Annotated in this window: 13 protein-coding genes; all 13 read left to right on the forward strand. The window is 51.3% G+C overall.

What is annotated here, in order from left to right; translation table 11 throughout:
- The gene (locus EVJ20_RS02155; protein WP_035385905.1) at positions 1 to 771 is read left to right on the forward strand and encodes a FliA/WhiG family RNA polymerase sigma factor; all 771 of its coding nucleotides are present in this window, start codon (positions 1 to 3) and stop codon (positions 769 to 771) included.
- Positions 772 to 783: 12 nt separating this feature from the next.
- Positions 784 to 1,143: a hypothetical protein gene (locus tag EVJ20_RS02160; protein ID WP_070327476.1), complete on the forward strand. Its 360-nt coding sequence runs from the start codon at positions 784 to 786 to the stop codon at positions 1,141 to 1,143.
- A 152-nt stretch (positions 1,144 to 1,295) separates the two neighbouring features.
- Positions 1,296 to 2,036, forward strand: a complete 741-nt coding sequence (rpsB, locus tag EVJ20_RS02165; protein ID WP_021067146.1) for a 30S ribosomal protein S2 — start codon at positions 1,296 to 1,298, stop codon at positions 2,034 to 2,036.
- A 120-nt stretch (positions 2,037 to 2,156) separates the two neighbouring features.
- Positions 2,157 to 3,038: a translation elongation factor Ts gene (gene tsf / locus EVJ20_RS02170; RefSeq protein WP_070327475.1), complete on the forward strand. Its 882-nt coding sequence runs from the start codon at positions 2,157 to 2,159 to the stop codon at positions 3,036 to 3,038.
- 109 nt (positions 3,039 to 3,147) lie between these two features.
- The gene (gene pyrH, locus EVJ20_RS02175) at positions 3,148 to 3,873 is read left to right on the forward strand and encodes a UMP kinase (protein WP_071399619.1); all 726 of its coding nucleotides are present in this window, start codon (positions 3,148 to 3,150) and stop codon (positions 3,871 to 3,873) included.
- Positions 3,870 to 4,430, forward strand: coding sequence for a ribosome recycling factor (frr, locus tag EVJ20_RS02180; RefSeq protein ID WP_035385902.1), 561 nt, complete (start codon positions 3,870 to 3,872; stop codon positions 4,428 to 4,430). The genes pyrH and frr overlap by 4 nt, the downstream gene beginning before the upstream one ends.
- A gap of 83 nt (positions 4,431 to 4,513) precedes the next feature.
- Positions 4,514 to 5,251: an isoprenyl transferase gene (locus tag EVJ20_RS02185; RefSeq protein WP_131489836.1), complete on the forward strand. Its 738-nt coding sequence runs from the start codon at positions 4,514 to 4,516 to the stop codon at positions 5,249 to 5,251.
- Between the two features lies 1 nt (position 5,252).
- Positions 5,253 to 6,050: a phosphatidate cytidylyltransferase gene (locus tag EVJ20_RS02190; RefSeq protein WP_070327472.1), complete on the forward strand. Its 798-nt coding sequence runs from the start codon at positions 5,253 to 5,255 to the stop codon at positions 6,048 to 6,050.
- A 13-nt stretch (positions 6,051 to 6,063) separates the two neighbouring features.
- A complete protein-coding gene (locus EVJ20_RS02195; protein ID WP_131440242.1) occupies positions 6,064 to 7,209 on the forward strand; it encodes a 1-deoxy-D-xylulose-5-phosphate reductoisomerase in 1,146 nt (381 codons plus the stop codon).
- A gap of 16 nt (positions 7,210 to 7,225) precedes the next feature.
- Positions 7,226 to 8,476, forward strand: a complete 1,251-nt coding sequence (gene rseP, locus EVJ20_RS02200) for an RIP metalloprotease RseP (RefSeq protein ID WP_131440240.1) — start codon at positions 7,226 to 7,228, stop codon at positions 8,474 to 8,476.
- Positions 8,477 to 8,507: 31 nt separating this feature from the next.
- Positions 8,508 to 10,208: a proline--tRNA ligase gene (locus EVJ20_RS02205; protein WP_131465269.1), complete on the forward strand. Its 1,701-nt coding sequence runs from the start codon at positions 8,508 to 8,510 to the stop codon at positions 10,206 to 10,208.
- Positions 10,209 to 10,284: 76 nt separating this feature from the next.
- A complete protein-coding gene (locus EVJ20_RS02210) occupies positions 10,285 to 14,577 on the forward strand; it encodes a PolC-type DNA polymerase III (RefSeq protein WP_131506949.1) in 4,293 nt (1,430 codons plus the stop codon).
- A 119-nt stretch (positions 14,578 to 14,696) separates the two neighbouring features.
- Positions 14,697 to 15,167, forward strand: a complete 471-nt coding sequence (gene rimP / locus EVJ20_RS02215; RefSeq protein WP_070327467.1) for a ribosome maturation factor RimP — start codon at positions 14,697 to 14,699, stop codon at positions 15,165 to 15,167.
- Positions 15,168 to 15,175: the final 8 nt, after the last annotated feature.

The following is a 15,175-nucleotide window of genomic DNA, read 5'->3' on the forward strand; positions in this document are numbered from 1 at the left end:
ATGACGACTCAGCTTACCCAGTTGTGGGATCGTTGGAATACTGACCGCGATATGGATACGGCAAATGAATTATTATCACATTATGAATTTCTGATCCATTATCACGTGCAACGAATGATCGTGACGCTCCCAAAGAGCGTCGAACGCGACGAATTGAAAAGTTTGGGTTACATGGGATTGTACGATGCCCTCATGAAATATGATCCGGAACATAATAATAAATTCGATACGTATGCAGCTTTTCGGATTCGGGGTGCCATTATCGACGGACTTCGAAAAATCGATTGGCTGCCGCGCTCGGTACGAGAGCGCGTGAAGAAGATTGACCATGTCGCCGAACAACTCGAGCAAAAGCTGCACCGTGCCCCGACGAAAGAAGAATTGGCCGACGCGTGCGCGCTTCCGATCGCTGATATCGAAAAGGCGATGGCGGAAGGGTATTTCGCGAACATGTTGTCGATTGACGAGGCGGTGACGCTCCAAGAAGAAGGAAAAGTCATGTCGGTCACGTACTTTGACCCCGATTCGGAAAAACCGGAAGACACGTTGTTGCAACGCGAGTTAGTCGACGTGCTGACGACCGAGATTGATCATCTGTCTGAAAAAGAACGTCTTGTCGTCTCGTTATTTTATTTTGACGAGTTGACATTGACGGAGATTGGGGAAGTGTTAGAATTATCGACTTCCCGCATCTCACAGATTCATTCGAAGGCGTTAAAGACACTCAAACAGGCGCTAGGCCGCTCGTATCTAGAAGAGAAGACATCGTGAGGAGGTGAAGGGATGACTTTTGTGTTGATGATCGCGGGGATCGTGATTGCCTATGGTCTATTGATCGGGTTCCGGCAGATCCAAACATTGAACGAACGCGTCAATCGGCTCGAAAGCGAGAAACGCGAGACAGAGGCGTTGCTCTTGTCATTCATGGAATCGATGAGCGATGTTGTGAAAAACGACGCGCCTGAATCGTCAAAACCGACCTCGGTCGAAATCGCCGAGACAGAAACTGAAACGTCTGAAGACGGCGCGGTTAACCCGAGCGTCGAAGAGGTGTTGCTCCGTCATTCAGTCCGCGACACGGCACGTCTCCTCGGAAAAGGGGAAGGCGAAGTGGCGCTTTATGCGAAACTTCGACAAAAGTGAGAGTTGCCGGATTCGGCGACATGTGCTATAGTAATTTTCGGTGTTAAACACATCACACACGTCTCGGGATGGTATTCCTCGGTGCCGAAAGGTCGGAGTACAACGATGAACGAGGCGGAGGACTTTTTTAAACCACAAGGAGGAAATTTATCATGGCAGTAATCTCAATGAAGCAATTGCTCGAAGCTGGTGTACACTTCGGTCACCAGACACGTCGTTGGAACCCAAAAATGGCGAAATACATCTTCACGGAGCGTAACGGAATCTACATCATCGACCTTCAAAAGACGGTTAAAAAAGTAGACGAAGCTTACAACTTCGTTCGTGAACTCGCGGCAGAAGGCGGAAACGTCCTCTTCGTAGGTACGAAAAAACAAGCTCAAGATACAATCAAAGAAGAAGCACTCCGTTCAGGTATGTACTTCATCAATGAGCGTTGGTTGGGTGGAACACTCACAAACTTCTCAACAATCAAAAAGCGTATTAACCGCTTGAAGCAACTTGAGAAAATGGAAGCTGACGGCACGTTCGAAGTACTTCCTAAAAAAGAAGTCATCATCTTGAAAAAAGAAATGACACGTCTTGAGAAGTTCCTCGGCGGAATCAAAGATATGCCAGGCGTTCCTGACGCTCTCTTCATCGTTGACCCACGCAAAGAGCGGATCGCGATTGCAGAAGCTCACAAATTGAACATCCCAATCGTTGCGATTGTCGATACAAACTGTGACCCAGATGAAATCGACTACGTTATCCCAGCGAACGACGATGCAATTCGTGCGGTTAAATTGCTCACTTCTAAGATGGCTGATGCGATCATCGAAGCGAAGCAAGGCGAAGAAGAAGTTGCTGAAGAAGCTGTAGCTCCAGAAGCTGAAGCTACAGAAGCTGAGTAATCAGTTAGACAACAGGTGATAAAGGGAAAGCCTTTTATCACCTTTTTTTAGGAAATAGTCTATTCGAAGCCTAGTGCTTTTATTTTAAAAAAATGTAAGTTTTACAAGGAGGAATTTCCGATGGCAGTTACAGCAGCAATGGTAAAAGAACTTCGTGAAAAAACAGGAGCAGGTATGCTCGATTGCAAAAAAGCACTCGTGGAAACAGACGGTGACATGCAAGCGGCAATCGACTTCCTTCGTGAAAAAGGGATTGCTAAAGCAGCAGCTAAAGGCGATCGTATCGCAGCTGAAGGCTTGACAGCAGTAGCGGTTGAAGGCAACAAAGCTGCTCTCGTCGAAGTCAACTCAGAGACGGACTTCGTTTCTAAAAACGAGAAGTTCCAAACACTCGTAAGCGATGTGGCGAAAGCGGTTCTCGCTTCAGGTGCGACAACAGTTGAAGCAGCACTTTCTGCTGAATTCGTGGCTGGTAAAACGCTTGAGATTCACATTCAAGAAGAAGCATCGACAATCGGAGAGAAAATCTCGCTCCGTCGCATCGCTGTTCTTGAAAAAGCGGACGACGCTGTATTCGGCACTTACCTTCACATGGGCGGACGCATCGGTTCGGTCGTCGTCATCGACGGCACGACAGATGAGTCAGTAGCGAAAGATGTAGCTATGCACGTAGCAGCAGCTAACCCACTTTACGCGACACGTGACGAAGTCTCGGCTGAAGAAGCAGAGCGCGAGAAGAAAGTCTTGACTGAACAAGCAATCAACGAAGGCAAACCTGCTAACATCGTCGAGAAGATGATCGCGGGACGCATGAACAAGTACTTCGAAGAAATCTGCCTCGTCGACCAAACGTTCGTCAAAGACGCTGACTTCAAAGTTGGAAAATACGTAGAGTCTAAAGGCGGCCGTATCAACTCGTTCGTACGTTTCGAAGTTGGAGAAGGTATGGAAAAACGCGAAGAAAACTTTGCTGAAGAAGTAATGAACCAACTTAAAAAATAATCTGCGTCATGTATGATGATGCAATTAAAATTGGGAACACGTCTGTATAACCTTGAGTTAGTTCGTTAAGGGAGCGTGTTCCCTTTTTTCAAGCATGAGGAGGCAAAGTATGGAACCGAAATATAAGAGAATTGTGTTAAAATTGAGTGGAGAAGCGCTCGCAGGAGATCAAGGATACGGAATCGATCCGGCAATCGTCAACTCGATTTCTGGACAGATTAAAGAGTTAGTCGCCATGGGCGTCGAAGTAGCGGTCGTCGTAGGTGCCGGAAATATCTGGCGCGGAAAGACGGGAAGCGAACTCGGTATGGACCGGGCCAATGCCGATTACATGGGCATGCTCGCAACTGTACTTAACTCGCTTGCACTTCAAGACAGCCTCGAAACACACGGTGTCCAAACCCGCGTCCAAACATCAATCGAAATGCGTCAAGTTGCTGAGCCGTATATCCGCCGCCGGGCGATGCGCCACCTTGAAAAAGGCCGGGTCGTCATCTTTGCAGCAGGGACGGGTAACCCGTACTTCTCGACAGATACGACAGCAGCGCTCCGGGCAGCCGAGATTGAAGCTGACGTCATCTTAATGGGGAAAAACAACGTTGACGGCGTTTACTCGGCAGACCCGAAACTTGTCCCGGATGCGGTCAAATACGAGTCACTCACATACTTGGACGTCTTAAAAGACGGTCTCCAAGTCATGGACTCGACAGCGACGTCACTATGCATGGACAACCATATTCCGCTGATTGTATTCTCATTGCTTGAAGAAGGAAATATCAAACGTGTCGTTCTCGGGGAACATATCGGGACGGTAGTGGGAGGAATCAATTCATGAGTGCAAACGAAGTTATGAAAACGGCTGAAGAAAAGATGGTTAAAGCCCATACATCATTAAAACGTGATTTTGGGACGCTCCGCACCGGACGCGCCAGTGCATCGATTTTGGACCCGGTCCAAGTCGACTACTACGGTGTGCCAACGCCGCTCAACCAAGTAGCGAACATCAACACGCCGGAAGCTCGTCTTTTGTTGATCCAACCTTGGGACAAGTCGCTCGTAACGGAAGTCGAGAAAGCGATTCAAAGAGCGGATCTCGGTCTGTCGCCATCTTCGGACGGGACAGTCATCCGTTTAGCAATCCCTGCCTTGACGGAAGAGCGCCGGAAAGAACTCGTTAAAATCACGAAGAAGTATGCGGAAGAAGCGAAAGTTGCGGTTCGTAACGTTCGTCGTGACGCGAACGAGAACTTGAAGAAGCTTGAAAAAGATGGTGATTTGACAGAAGACGACCTCCGCGGTTACGCGGACGACGTTCAAACGTTAACGGATTCTTACATCAAAAAGATTGATGAGTCTGCAGCGGTCAAAGAAAAAGAGATCATGGAAGTATAATCACGGAAGTGGTATACCAAAAAGCTGTGTGGGGACCCTTTTACTGAAAGGGTCCCTCTTTCATATAATCAGGAGGATAGACTATGTTTAAATGGGTGAATCCTAAAACGAAGACTGAGGCGGAATTGAGCATCCCCGAACATGTCGCCATCATCATGGACGGAAACGGCCGTTGGGCGAAGAAACGCGGGCTCCCGCGCATCATGGGTCACCGGGAAGGGATGAAATCGGTCCGTGAATCAGTCCGGACGGCTCAAGAGCTCGGCATCAAGTCGCTGACGCTTTACGCGTTCTCGACTGAAAACTGGACGCGTCCAGAAGAAGAAGTCAATTTTTTGATGAAGTTGCCGAAGCAATTTTTAGAGACCGACTTAAAAGAACTCGACGAACAAAACGTCAGAGTGCTCGTTGCCGGTGACGTGTCGAAACTACCGCGTGGAACACGCGAGGCGGTCGAGGAAGCGCGCACGCGTACCGCGACGAACACGGGGTTAGACCTCGTCTTCGCGTTGAACTATGGCGGCCGTGACGAACTCATCCAAGCAATGCGTGACATTGCGCGCGACGTGTCGGCCGGACAAATCAATCCAGATGAGATCGACGAGTCGATGATCGGAGAGCGGCTCATGACGAATATGCAAGATGTCGATTTGATCATTCGGACGAGCGGTGAACAACGGTTATCGAACTTCCTGCTCTGGCAAGGGGCGTATGCCGAACTCCACTTCACAGACGTATTGTGGCCCGAGTTCAAACGTGAGCACTTCGTCGAAGCAATCGAAGCGTACAATACACGTACGCGTCGGTTTGGTGGAGTGTAATATGAAAACACGAATTATTACCGGACTTTGGGCCGGCGCCATCTTTGTCAGCTTGATCGCCCTTGGCGGCAGCCCGTTCGTCATCTTGATGGGCGTGCTCGCTTTGATCGGTTTGAGCGAGTTTACGATGATGCGTGAACATAAGCTGACAGCGTTCCCGTTCCTCGTGACATCGTTGCTCGTAGCGTTCCCGTTCGTCATGATGCTCTTAGAACGGCAGTTGTTGACGAGTGAACTTCCGATTTCGACGAGTCAATGGATGGTGCTCGGGTTAATGCTGCTTCTCTTTTGGACGGTCGTCACGAAAAACCGTTTCACATATGAAGATGCGAGTTTTTATTTCGTCTCGGCTGTTTATCTCGTCATCGGGTTTTCAAGCTTTGCCCTCGTCCGTCTGTCTGAAGACGGGCTGGCGAAAGTATTGCTCGTCTTATTTATCATTTGGGCGACCGACTCGGGTGCGTATTTCACGGGGAAAGCAATCGGCAAGACGAAACTGTGGCCCTCGATCAGCCCGAACAAGACGATCGAAGGAGCTGTCGGCGGTATTGTTTCAGCTGTGGTCGTCGGTGTCGTCTATGTCTTGATTGAACCGGTCCTACCGCTCGTCGAAGTGCTCGTCTTAGCGGTTGTCGTTTCTGTCGTCGGCCAGCTCGGTGATTTGGTACAATCAGCGTACAAACGTCAGTTTGGCGTAAAAGATTCTGGACATCTATTACCGGGACATGGTGGCATTTTAGACCGATTTGATAGTATGATCGCGGTATTCACCGTCATTTGGATTTTCAATTTGTTGTAAAAGGAGTGTCAAGATGAAGCGAATCAGCTTAATCGGGGCGACTGGTTCGATCGGCGTACAGACGTGCGACGTGATCGAGCAGCACCCCGACTTGTTTGAACTTGAGGCGTACGCGTTCGGAACGAACGTCGAGGTAGCCGAGGAATGGATCAATCGCCTTCGCCCGAAATACGTATCAGCCAAAACGATCGAGGTACTCGAACAGCTCAAGCCACGCCTTACATACGAACCACTCTTTTTTATCGGACTCGAAGGGTTGATCGAATGTGCGACCGCTGAGCGGGCCGATGTGGTCGTCACGGCCGTCGTCGGGGCAGTCGGCTTAGAGCCGACGCTTGCCGCCATTAAAGCCGGTAAAGATATCGCCTTGGCGAACAAAGAAACGCTCGTCACAGCCGGACATCTCGTCATGGCCGCCGTCAAAGAGCACGGCGTCAGTTTGCTTCCGGTCGACAGTGAACACTCGGCCATCTATCAATGCCTGAACGGAGAACGTCGCGAGGACGTTTCAAAAATCATTTTGACGGCCTCGGGCGGAAGTTTCCGTGATCAGACACGCGCTGAATTAGCGAGCGTGACCGTCGAAGAAGCGCTCAATCATCCGAACTGGTCGATGGGTGCAAAAATCACAATCGATTCGGCGACGATGTTCAACAAAGGGCTCGAAGTCATCGAAGCGCACTGGTTGTTCGATATCGATTATAATGATATTGAAGTGGTGCTCCATCGGGAGTCGATCATTCACTCGATGGTCGAGTTTAAAGACGCCGCAGTCATGGCGCAACTCGGAAACCCCGATATGCGGGGACCGATCCTCTATGCGCTCTCTACCCCGAAACGGCTTGAAATCGAAGGGAACAAGCGGTTAAACTTGAGAGAAATCGGGACGCTCCATTTTGCGGAAGCCGATTTAGATCGCTATCCGGCTCTTCGACTAGCGTATGAAGCAGGTCGTCAAGGTGGTTCAATGCCGACCGTGTTGAATGCGGCTAACGAAACGGCTGTCGATTTGTTCTTGAACGGAAAGATTGCGTTCGTCGAGATTGAATCGATCGTCGCGCAAGCGATGGATGCACATACAGTCATTGTAGAACCGACGCTTGAGCAGATCCTTCAAGTCGATCAATCGGTTCGTGAACAAATTCAGCAACGAAAGTGAAGGTGGGAAATAGATCATGCAAACTTTTATCGCCATCGTTTTGATGTTTGGGGTGCTCATTTCAGTTCATGAATGGGGACACCTCGTCATGGCGAAACGGGCAGGGATTCTCTGTCATGAATTTGCAATCGGGTTTGGGCCGAAAATCTTTTCGTTCAGAAAGAATGAGACGCTCTATACGATTCGCTTATTGCCGATCGGTGGTTACGTCAAGATGGCGGGTGAGGATTTCGAGCCGATCGAAGTGAAGGCCGGTCAACAAGTCGGGCTCCGGTTAACGAGCGCTGGCACAGTCGACCGCGTCTATTTCCAACCGGACCAAGCGACGGATGTACACGTCGTCGGCACGGTCGACAAGTTCGATTCAATCCGTGAATTGAAGATTCAATTGCTCGTCGACGAAGAAGTGCGGGTGTACACACTCGAGCGCGACACACTTCTCGTCGATCAAGGTATGGAGATTCAAATCGCACCGTACGACCGCACATTCGGAGCGCAATCAGTTTGGAAGCGAGTGCTCGCGATCGCAGCCGGCCCGGCCATGAACTTCGTCCTTGCTTTCGTCTTGCTCGTCATTGTCGGTCTCGTGCAAGGCACACCGACAGACGACGGTCAAATCGGGACGGTACAACCGGATTCAGCGGCTGATCAAGCCGGGCTCGTCACCGGAGACGAAATCGTCTCGATCGAGGGTGAGACGATTGATAACTGGCTCGACCTGAGAACGGTTTTGGCCGATCGTGCCGATACACCGACCGAGGTGACCTATATTCGGGCGGGTGAGGAACAAACGGTAACGCTCACACCTCAAGCAGTCGAACAAAATGGTGAGACGGTCGGTATCCTTGGCGTGACAAATGCGCTCGAGCGATCACCGACAAAAGCGTTCACAACAGGAGCTGAGACGACGTGGACGATGTCGACATTGATTTTCTCTGCGGTCGGTGATTTAGTGACCGGCCAAGTCGGAGTCGATCAACTCGCAGGTCCGGTCGGGATTGTCCGCATGACCGACGAAGTGGCGGCGAGCGGTTTCATCATGTTGCTCAACTGGACGGCACTTTTATCCGTCAACTTGGCGATCTTCAACTTGTTGCCGCTTCCGGCGCTTGACGGGGGACGACTCATCTTCTTGTTGTTCGAGGCAGTGCGTGGTCGACCGATCGATCCAAAAAAAGAAGGGTTCGTCCACTTTATCGGATTTGCCCTGCTTATGCTGCTCATGCTCATCGTCACTTGGAACGATATCCAATCATTTTTCAAATAGACTGTGTTAGAGAAGGGAAACGTTGATATTTATGAAACAATCGAGATTGCTTATGCCTACTTTGAGAGAGGTTCCTGCTGACGCTGAAGCTGTCAGCCATCAACTTCTCGTGCGCGGTGGATTTATTCGACAAAATGCAGCGGGGATCTACTCTTATTTACCACTCGGTCATCGTGTGTTACAAAATATTCAAACGATCATCCGTGAAGAGATGAACCGGGCCGGGGCGCAAGAACTGCTCATGCCGGCGATCCAACCAGCGGAGCTATGGGAAGAGACGGGACGTTGGGACATCTACGGACCTGAACTGATGCGTTTGACGGACCGTCATGACCGCCGTTTCGCACTTGGAGCGACTCACGAAGAGTTGATCACGTCGATCGTCCGTGACGAGTTGAACTCGTATAAGAAGTTACCGGTCAACTTGTACCAGATTCAGACGAAGTATCGCGATGAGCGTCGTCCGCGGTTCGGATTATTACGCGGACGTGAGTTTTTGATGAAAGATGCCTACTCGTTCCACGCCACACAGGCTGATTTGGACGAAGAGTACGACAACATGTATAACGCTTATTCGCGCATCTTTGACCGCACCGGTTTGAAGTATCGTCCGGTCGTGGCCGATTCAGGCGCGATTGGCGGGAAAGACACGCACGAATTCCAGGCGCTCGCCGAAATCGGTGAGGATACGATCGTCTATACGGATTCGTCGTCATACGCGGCGAACATCGAGATGGCGGAAACGCTTGACCGTTACGACATGCAAGCCGGTGTTGTGCTCGAGCTCGATAAAGTCGATACGAAAGAGCATAAGACGATCGAAGACGTGGCGCGTTTCTTGGGCGTGGAGACGAACACGACGATCAAGTCGGTGTTGTTCAACGTCGACGGCGAGACGGTCATGGCGATCGTTCGCGGCGATCACGAAGCGAACGATGTCAAAGTGAAGAACGCCCTTGGCGGACTCGATATCCAAATGGAAGACGAGTCGAAGATCATTGAATTGTTCGGCTGTGAACCAGGGACGCTCGGACCGATCAACGCACCGGTCAAAGTCGTCGCCGATTACGCCGTTAAATATTTAGTCGATGCGGTATGTGGCGCCAACGTTGCGAACACGCACTTCATGCACGTCAATGCAGAACGCGACTTGTCGCACTTGACGTATCATGACCTCCGCTTCGTCGTCGAAGGCGACTTGGCACCAGACGAATCTGGTCCAGTCCGGTTCGCACGTGGGATCGAGGTCGGTCAAGTGTTCAAACTCGGCACGCGTTACTCAGAAGCGATGGGCGCGACGTTCTTGAACGAAGAAGGCCGGGCGGAACCACTCATCATGGGTTGTTACGGCATCGGTGTCTCGCGGACGCTTTCGGCGATCGTCGAACAGCACCACGACGACCGCGGCATCGTTTGGCCGAAGAGTGTCGCACCGTTTGATCTGCACTTGATCGCGATCAACGCGAAAGACGAGACGCAACTCGAACTTTCGAATCGACTTTACGATGAACTATCGTCGAAGTATGATGTATTGTACGACGACCGCAAAGAACGGGCCGGCGTTAAATTTGCCGACGCTGACTTGATCGGCTTGCCGATTCGTATCAACGTCGGGAAGAAAGCCGGTGAAGGCATCGTCGAAGTGAAAGTCCGTGCTACGGGCGAAGTGATTGAAACGACGGTAGAAGAGTTGCCGCAAGTAATTGTCGCGCAGCTCAACGAGACGCATTGATCGATGAAGGTGACGGTTTCTTGCCGTCACCTTCATTTTTCGACATTGTCATATAAAAGGGGGGGACGACTTACCCGTGGAAGCAAATCAAAAGATGCAATTACTGTTGACGGATCTCGGGATTACGACAGAGAGTGATCAGTTCGACGGAGCGGAACTATCGCGTCTTGTCGTCAATAAGCAACGACGGACGTGGACGTTTTACTTCAAGATCCGCCAAGTGTTACCATATGAGGTTTATCAATTGTTCATGAGTCGGGTCGAGAATCGGTACGCGACGTTTGCCGATGAAGTGTACGCTCGTTTTACGACAGAGACGGGTGGAAGCGAGCAGGATTATATCGACTACTGGCCGCGCATCGTCAGTGAGCTCAGTCAAGTGTCGGGGGCGATGCGAAGCTATTTCGCAACTGTCAAACCGCGCTTCGAGCAAAACAAGTTGCTCATTCCCGTCCGCTCCGCACCTGAGGCGAGCTATGTCGATAAAGAGCTGTGCCAAGAAGTTCAAGCGCTCTACAGTGCTTACGGGTTTATGAAAAAGCCGTGCCAAGCGAGTTTCTCAGAAGACGCGGAAGCGAATCAGGCGTTGCGTGAACAAGTCGTCCAAGAAGATATCGAACAGGCGAAACTCGCACTCGCGGCCCAGTTCGCCAAAGCGACTGAGACGAACGATGAGCCGATCACGGAAGTGCGGATGGGCGCCTTGATCAAAGACGAGATCGTCCCGATCAAGACGATCATCGAAGAAGAACGCCGTGTCGCCATCCGTGGACTCGTGTTTTCAGCCGAACGGAAAGAGTTGAAGAGCGGGAAGAAGCTATTCACGATCAAGATGACCGATTATACCGATTCGCTCATCGTCAAAGTGTTCGCACGTGACGATGATGACGACCGTATGCTCAGTGCCGTCAAAAAAGGCATGTGGATCCAAGCGGCCGGACGGGTCGAAGACGATAGCTTCATGCGCGAACTGTGCATGATGGCGTCGCAGCTCCAAGAAGTGAAAGTCGAACCGAAGCGTGACGAATGGGCCGGGGAGAAACGTGTCGAACTGCACGCCCATACGCAGATGAGCCAAATGGATGCGGTCACGAACGTGTCGGCGCTCGTCGCCCGGGCTGCCAAGTGGGGTCATCGCGCCATCGCCATCACCGACCATGCCGGTGTGCAATCGTTCCCGGAAGCCTATTATGCCGGGAAAAAGAACGACATTAAAATCTTGTACGGTGTCGAGGCGAACGTCGTCAATGACGGCGTGCCTGTCGCGTATCATCCGACCGACGTCTCGCTCGACGAGGCGACGTACGTCGTGTTCGACGTCGAGACGACCGGTCTGTCGGCCGTCTACAACAAAATCATCGAACTCGCCGGCGTCAAGATTAAAGATGGTGAGATCATCGACCGGTTCGAAGCGTTCGCCGACCCGAAGCATCAACTCTCGGCGACGACGATTGAACTGACCGGGATCACCGATGACATGGTCCACGGACAGCCCGACCCGGAAGTGATCGCGAAACAGTTCGTCGACTGGTGCGGCGACGGGATTCTCGTCGCTCATAACGCCTCGTTCGATATGGGCTTTCTCGAGGCGACGCTCCGAAGCGGAGGACATGAGCCGGACGATTATCCGGTCATCGATACGCTTGAACTGGCCCGGACGATTTTACCGACGCTCAAAAACCACCGTCTCAACACGCTCGCCAAGCGGTTTGATATCGAATTGACGCAGCATCACCGGGCTATCTATGATGCCGAGGCGACGGCGTACCTGCTCATGAAGTTGCTCGATTTGGCGAAACAGATGTTCGAGATGCAGACGCATCGGTCACTGAACGCGAAAGTCGGCAGTGACGTCTCGAAAATCCGTCCGTTTCATGCGACGGTTTACGCGAAGACGAAAAAGCCAGGATTGCGCCACTTGTATGAGTTGATCTCGTTGTCGCACATCGACTATTTGTTCCGGATGGCTCGAATGCCGCGCTCAGAGATCGAGAAGCGCCGAGAAGGGCTGCTCATCGGCTCGGCGTGCGACAACGGCGAGATCTTTGACGCCGCCTTGAACAAGTCGGACGAAGAGCTCGAGAAGATGATGGCATTTTATGACTTCATCGAGATTCATCCGCCGGCACTTTATATGCATCTGATCGATAAAGAGATCGTCGCGAACGAGCTTGAACTTCGTGATATTATCAAACGGATCATTCGCGTGGCAGGTCAAGCGGGACTTCCGGTCTGTGCGACCGGGAACGTCCATTACTTGGACCGGACGGATCGGTCGTATCGCGAAATCCTGATCCGGACGCAAGGTGGGGCCAACTTCATTAACACGAGAAAAGAGTTGCCTCATGCCCATTTCCGGACGACGAAAGAAATGATGGAAGAGTTTAAATTTTTAGGTGACGAGCTCGCACGGGAGATTGTCATCACGAATCCGAACGCAATCGCCGATCAGATTGAAGCGATTCAAATTATCCCGGATGAACTGTATACGCCGAAAATCGAAGGGGCGGATGACGAGGTCCGCAATATGAGTTATGACATGGCCCGCTCGATTTACGGGGACGAGCTTCCGGAGATCGTCGAGGCCCGGCTCGAGAAGGAACTGAAATCAATCATCGGCCACGGTTTCGCCGTCATTTATTTGATCTCACATAAACTCGTCAAGAAGTCACTCGACGACGGTTACCTCGTCGGTTCACGGGGATCGGTCGGGTCGAGTCTCGTCGCGACGATGACCGAGATCACCGAGGTCAATCCACTACCACCGCATTATGTCTGTCCGAAGTGTCAACACTCTCACTTCTTTAATGACGGGTCGATCGGTTCCGGTTACGATCTTCCGGACAAGCAATGTCCGGAGTGTGGGACGTGGTATACGAAAGATGGACACGATATCCCGTTCGAGACGTTCCTTGGCTTTAAAGGGGACAAAGTACCAGATATCGATTTGAACTTCTCGGGTGAGTACCAGCCTCACGCTCACGCGTACACGAAAGTGTTGTTCGGAGAAGAGTACGTCTATCGTGCCGGGACGATCGGGACGATTGCCGACAAGACGGCGTACGGATATGTGAAAGGCTATGCGACCGAAAACGACAAGATTTACCGGAACGCCGAAGTCGATCGTCTCGTCTCGGGTGTCACCGGTGTCAAACGGACGACCGGGCAGCATCCAGGTGGGATTATCGTCGTCCCGGACTACATGGACATCTCCGAAATCTCGCCGATCCAGTATCCAGCCGACGATCGAACGTCCGAGTGGAAGACGACACACTTCGACTTCCATTCGATTCACGACAACTTGCTCAAACTCGACATTCTCGGACACGATGATCCGACCGTCATCCGGATGCTCCAAGACTTATCAGGCATCGACCCGTTGACGATTCCGACGGATGATCCGACCGTCATGAAAATCTTTTCGTCACCGGAAGTGCTCGGTGTCACACCTGAGCAAATCGAGTCAAAAACAGGGACGCTCGGTATTCCTGAGTTTGGGACGAAGTTCGTCCGCCAAATGCTTGAAGAGACGAAACCGTCCACGTTCTCAGAGCTCGTCCAAATTTCAGGTCTGTCTCACGGGACGGACGTTTGGATCGGGAATGCGAACGAGTTGATCTATAACGGGACGTGTGAACTGAAAGACGTCATCGGGTGTCGTGACGACATTATGGTCTACTTGATCTACGCCGGACTTGAGCCATCGTTCGCCTTTAAGATCATGGAGTCGGTCCGTAAAGGGAAAGGTTTGTCTGACGACATGGAGTCAGAGATGCGGGAGAACAGCGTCCCGGAATGGTATATCTCTTCTTGTAAGAAGATCAAATACATGTTCCCGAAAGCACACGCGACCGCGTACGTGCTCATGGCCGTCCGGATCGCTTACTTCAAAGTGCACCACCCGATTCTGTATTACGCGACATACTTTACGGTCCGCGCCGGCGATTTTGATTTGTCGGCGATGATCAAAGGGTCTCAGGCCGTCCGCAAGGCGATGTCTGATATCCGGGAGAAAGGCTTCGACGCCACGGCGAAAGATAAAGGGCTTCACACCGTGCTCGAACTCGCACTTGAGATGCTCGAACGCGGCATGAAATTCCAAAACATCGATCTTTACCGTTCGAATGCGACCGAGTTCTTGATTGAAGGCAACACGCTCATTCCACCGTTCAACGCTGTCGATGGACTCGGGACGAACGCGGCGAAAGCGATTGTCGAGGCGCGTGCCGAAGGTCAGTTCTTGTCAAAAGAGGATCTCCGGAAACGGGCGAAATTGTCGAAGACGATTATCGAGACGCTCGATACGATGAAATGTCTCGAAGGCCTGCCTGACGAGAACCAACTTTCGTTCTTTGATTTTGGGGTGTAAGTTGCGAAAAAGCGGGAAAATATGATATATTGGTATCGAACAATGTTGGATACTACGACGGAAAGGAGTAGGGAACCCTACTCCTTTCTTGTATGTAAAAGCCAGAAGGAGGGATGAGAGTGTCCAAAATAACAGAAGTCGTCGAAACAATCGCGTTGCCGATTGTCGAGCAAGCGAACATGGAATTGGTCGATGTTGAATTCGTGAAAGAAGGGCCAGACTGGTTCTTGCGCGTCTATATCGATAAACCGGGGGGCGTCGATTTAGATGATTGCGTCAACATCAACGAGCAACTCTCGGAGAAATTAAACGCTACCGACCCAATCGAACAAGCCTATTATCTTGACGTCTCGAGTCCCGGTGCCGAACGACCACTTAAAAAGCCGACTGACTTTGAGCGGGCGATTGGGAAAAACGTCTACATTAAAACGTTTGCCCCGATTGAAGGTGCCAAAGAGTTCGAGGGCATTTTGACGGAGTACGACGGCGAGACCGCAGTTGTCGAAACGCGCATCAAGACTAGAAAAAAAGCGATATCGCTACCGGTTGATAAAATTGCACAAGCCCGCCTAGCGGTCACGTTTAGTTAAGGAGAGGT

The sequence above is a fragment of the Exiguobacterium sp. SH0S1 genome, from assembly GCF_004337165.1.
GTDB lineage: Bacteria > Bacillota > Bacilli > Exiguobacteriales > Exiguobacteriaceae > Exiguobacterium > Exiguobacterium aurantiacum_A.